The organism is Mesorhizobium sp. M7A.F.Ca.US.006.04.2.1 (genome assembly GCF_004022915.1).
Classification (GTDB): Bacteria; Pseudomonadota; Alphaproteobacteria; order Rhizobiales; family Rhizobiaceae; genus Mesorhizobium; species Mesorhizobium ciceri.
This window is the reverse complement of record NZ_RZQA01000563.1, coordinates 1-4,270: the sequence shown is the minus strand read 5'-3', so window position 1 is coordinate 4,270 and position 4,270 is coordinate 1. Positions and strand designations below refer to the sequence as shown.

Genomic DNA, 4,270 nt, shown 5'->3' with positions numbered 1-4,270 from the left:
GTATAGGTCGACAGGCCGATGTCGGAGACGACGAACCATTGCGTGGCCATCGAGTTGTAGTCGTCGCTCTTGTCGTTGACGGCCTGGGCGGTCAGCACGTAGACGCCGGGCTTGCGCTGCGGCACCGCCTCGTCGACCGGGAAGGAGGTGGTGACCTCCTTGTTGAGGTCATTGGCGATGTCGAGCTGGCCTTGCCAGACCGGCGCGCCCATCTGCTCGGAAATGTTGGAGATGTCATAGCCGTCCAGCTGGTGCAGGAACTGGTAGCCCGACAGAAGCTGGGCGAGCGAACGATCGCCGATGCGATAGAGCTTCATCTCGGCAGCGTTCATGTTGACGGTAACGATCGGAATGCCACGGCGCGCGCCGGCCGGCAGCACGAAGCTATCACCGGTGAAGCGGGCGGACGGTGCGCGGTCCTGGACATAGATCGACAGCACCACGGGTGCCGCGGTCACTTCGCCGATTGCCGCCGGCAGGCCGGCGCGGAAGGTGACGTCGTAGTGCTGGCCATGCTCCAGCCCTTCGACGCAGATCTGCTTGTCCTTGGCCTCGACGCCCTTGGGCGGTGCATTGTCGACAGTGACGAATTGCGCGTAATCGACGCCGGTCTTGACCAGATCCTCGGAGAATTGCGCGCAGATGCGCGGCGCGCTGGTGTCGGCGTCGATGGTGTGGTCGATAACGCGGAAACCCTTGCGCGCCTTCAGATCGGCATAGTCGGCCTGGACCGCCGGCGACGGATTCAGGGCAAGGCTCGCCTCATAGGCCTGCAGCGCCGGCCGGTAGAGATCGCGCTTGTCGAGGCCGTTGCCGAGCAGCGCCAGCACTTCGGCGCGCGTCTTGGTGGTGCGCAGTAGTTTATAGGCATTGAATGCGGCCGAAGTGCCGTTCGTCGGCAAAGTGGAAGCTTCGGATGTGCTGGCGGCGGGCTGCACGGCCAGCGTTTCACGCGCCAGGTTGAGCCAGAGCTGGCCATCATCGGGCAGTACCGAGACAGCGGCCTCGTATTTCAGCATGGCGGAGCGGTGGTCGCCGGTCAGCACGGCCTGTTCGGCGGCACTCAGCAAGGCAGCCATGCCTTCTGTCGGCTTGTCATAGGCCGGGCCGAGCAGCTTGTTGCGGTATTGCTGGGCCTGGTCGGCCATCCAGTTGGGGAAGAAGGCGAGTTCCGGCGGCGCGCCGATATCAGGATCGCCATCGATGTTGACGACCTTGCCGGCGACCGCGCCATTGAAGGTTTTCAACTGGTTGTAGTCGGATTTGAGGAAGCACCATTTGGCCTTTTTATTGTAGGTGAAGGCGCGGCAGGCCGGGTCTCCCAGGCATGTCGTCTTGCACTGGTCGATTGTCACATTCTGGTCGGACCTGAGATCAAAGCCGAAATAATCGGAATTGTCCGTTGTCGCGATACGCCGGGCTTCGGCCGCCTGCGAGACGCTGCTCCAGGCCAGGACATTGGCCCAGGCAAAAAACAGGAGAATCAGAATCGAAAGACCACGAGCCGCGCGCATTGCCATAACACCCCTCCAGACACAGCTGACGTCCGGGCATGATCAAGCTTCAGTCAGGCTTGTCAACACAAGGACGCGGCAGGGGTCCGCCTGCCAACGGTTTCCTTTCCGGTCGATGACCGGTAGTACCTCCATAGGACAGGGGATCACGCTTTCTTGCGGCGACGCAAAAGGTGTGAATTCCAAGCCCGTCCTATTTCAGACAATTGGATTGTGGCCCCTTTACGAGCGCTTCAGAACTTCATTCCAATTTTAGTTTTGTAACCTAGGTTGTCTTAATGCCGGCGCATGAAGAGCAGATGTCAGGAGGTCGCGCGCCAGGGCGTGCGCTTCCGCGCGCCCTGCTGCTGGCCATGATGTGCTCGACCGTGCTCGTCGCCGAATCGCCCCCGGCGGCCGCTTTCGAGCTTTTCGGCATCAAGCTGTGGGGATCGTCCAGCGACGAGGAGGCCGACATCGTCGATCCTCTGCGCTACGCCGTGACCATCAATGCCCCCGACGCGGACAAGGACCTGGTCAAGAAGCTCGAAAATGCCACGGCGCTGAAGAGCGACGAGGAGCGTCCGGTTTCAGGCTCGCTCGGGCTGATGGCCAAGGCGCGCAGCGACCGAGAACAGCTTGTCGCCGCGCTCTATGCCGATGCCCGCTACGAAGGCGTCGTCACCGTCACCATCGACGGCAAGCCGCTCGACGATTTGCCGCCGGATGCCGAATTCAAGGGTCCGCAGCCGGTTCCCGTGGCGATCGACATTGCTACCGGGCCGAAATTCACCTTGGGCAATATCAGGCTGCAAGGCGACGCGGCAGGACTGATGAGCGCCGATTATGGCCTGATATCAGGCGGCGACGCCGGATCCGGCGCAGTGCTCAAGGCCGAGGCGCTGATCGTGCGGACGCTGAAGGAGCAAGGCAGGCCGCTGGCAGAGGTGACGGACCGCCAGATCGTCGCCGACCATGCCACCTCGACGCTCGACGTGACGCTGACGGTCGCCGCCGGACCGGTCGCCGGCTATGGCCCGACCACCGTGGAAGGCACCGAGAAGGTCGACCGCGACTTCACCGAATACATGACCGGCCTCAAGCGCGGCCGGCAATACTCGCCGCAAGAGATCGACGATGCGCGCGACCGGTTGCTGGCGCTCGAGGTCTTCAACAGCGTGACGTTCAAGGAAGCCGACAAGCTCGATGCCGACGGCAACATTCCGATCGGCGTCCAGGTCAGCGAGCGCAAGCCACGCTATTTCGGCGTCGGCGGCACTTTTTCCAACACCGAGGGGCTGGGCCTTGAGGGCTATTGGGGCCACCGCAATTTGTTCGGCCGGGCCGAGAAGCTGCGCATCGATGGCAAGATCAGCGGCATTGGCAGCAACGATCTCGGCGAACTCAACTACAATGCCGGTATCATGTTCGAGAAACCCGGTGTGATCGGACCGGCATCGAAGTTCTTCGCCGGCGTCAAGACGGTGCTCGAACATCCTGATGCCTATGACCATTTCTCGGTCAAGGGCAGCGCCGGCCTGTCCTACGAACTGACCAAGAAGCAGACGGTTTCCGCCGAGGTGGCGCTCGACTATTCCCGCATCCACGACGCTTTCGGCAAGCACAAATACCTGATCGCCAGCATTCCGCTGCAATATGTCTACGACAACAGGGACAACCGCCTGAACCCGACCAGCGGCTTCCGGGTGCTGGCCTATGCCGAGCCGAGCTACGACATTTTGAATGGTGCGGCCTTCCTGAAGCTCAAGGGCGAGGGATCGGCCTATCAGTCGCTGGATTCGGCTTCCAAGTTCGTGCTGGCCGAACGTGTCGCCATCGGGTCGATCGTCGGCACCGGGCTTCAGAATGTGCCGGCCGACCGGCGCTTCTATTCCGGCGGCGGCGGTTCGGTGCGCGGCTACGCCTATCAGGGCATCGGTCCGAAGGATTTCACCGGCCAGCCGATCGGCGGCCTGTCCTTCTTCGAAACCTCGGTCGAGATGCGCATCGCCATCACCGACACGATCGGCATCGTGCCGTTCGTCGATGCCGGCACCGTGTCGACCAAATCGGTTCCCGATTTCTCCGATGTCAAGGTCGGCGCCGGCGTCGGCCTGCGCTATGTCACGCCGTTCGGGCCGCTGCGCATCGACGCGGCCGTGCCGCTCAACCGCGATCCGGGCGATCCGCATTTCGGCATCTATGCCGGCATCGGACAGGCATTCTGAGCGATGAAAACAGTCTGGCGCATCCTCCGCATTGTTCTCTACACCCTGCTGATCGTGATTGCGGGAGCGATCGGCGCGCTGGTGGTGCTAACCAAGACCGAGCGCGGCCGCGACAATCTCGCCGGCATCATTTCGCGGCTGGCATCGACCGACGACCGCAAGATCACGGTCAGCGGCATAGACGGCATCTGGTCGGGAGCCCTCAGCGTCGACCATGTCGTGCTGGAGGATCGCGAGGGTGCCTGGCTGGTGGCGCGCAAGGTGGCCGTCGACTGGTCGCCGCTGGCGCTGCTGTCGAAAAACTTCAGCGCCGACCGTATCGCCGCCGAGCGCATTGAGCTGGCGCGATTGCCGGTGGCCAGCACGCAGCCGGCGCCGAGCGGCGGCACGACGACGCTGCCGGTTTCCATCGACATCAAGCAGATCGACCTGCCCGAGATCGCGCTTGGCCAAGACCTTGCCGGCAGCGGCATCGCCGAACTTGCCGCCAGGGGCATGCTCAAGGCCGATGCCGCGCCTCTGGCGGTCGAGACGGTGCTCAACGTCACC

2 protein-coding genes and 1 pseudogene are annotated in these 4,270 nt (G+C 63.0%); 2 read left to right on the top strand and 1 reads right to left on the bottom strand.

The genetic code is table 11. The annotated features are described in order from the left end of the window. Window positions 1-1,520 (bottom strand): PAN/Apple domain-containing protein (locus EN925_RS25250; RefSeq protein ID WP_245487292.1); only part of this gene is annotated, 1,520 nt, incomplete at its 3' end. A 272-nt stretch (window positions 1,521-1,792) separates the two neighbouring features. Here EN925_RS25250 and EN925_RS25245 point away from each other — a divergent pair. Together EN925_RS25245 and EN925_RS25240 are read left to right on the top strand one after the other, a co-directional pair. Then, complete coding sequence (locus EN925_RS25245) at window positions 1,793-3,721, top strand: autotransporter assembly complex family protein (protein ID WP_127388396.1); 1,929 nt, start codon at window positions 1,793-1,795, stop codon at window positions 3,719-3,721. A gap of 3 nt (window positions 3,722-3,724) precedes the next feature. Next, window positions 3,725-4,270, top strand: a pseudogene (locus EN925_RS25240) (hypothetical protein); the annotation flags it as partial.

What these genes read in the sequence shown, in the direction of transcription:
- EN925_RS25245 (WP_127388396.1), top strand. Translation starts at nt 1,793, where the DNA reads ATGCCGGCGCATGAAGAGCAGATGTCAGGAGGTCGCGCGCCAGGGCGT.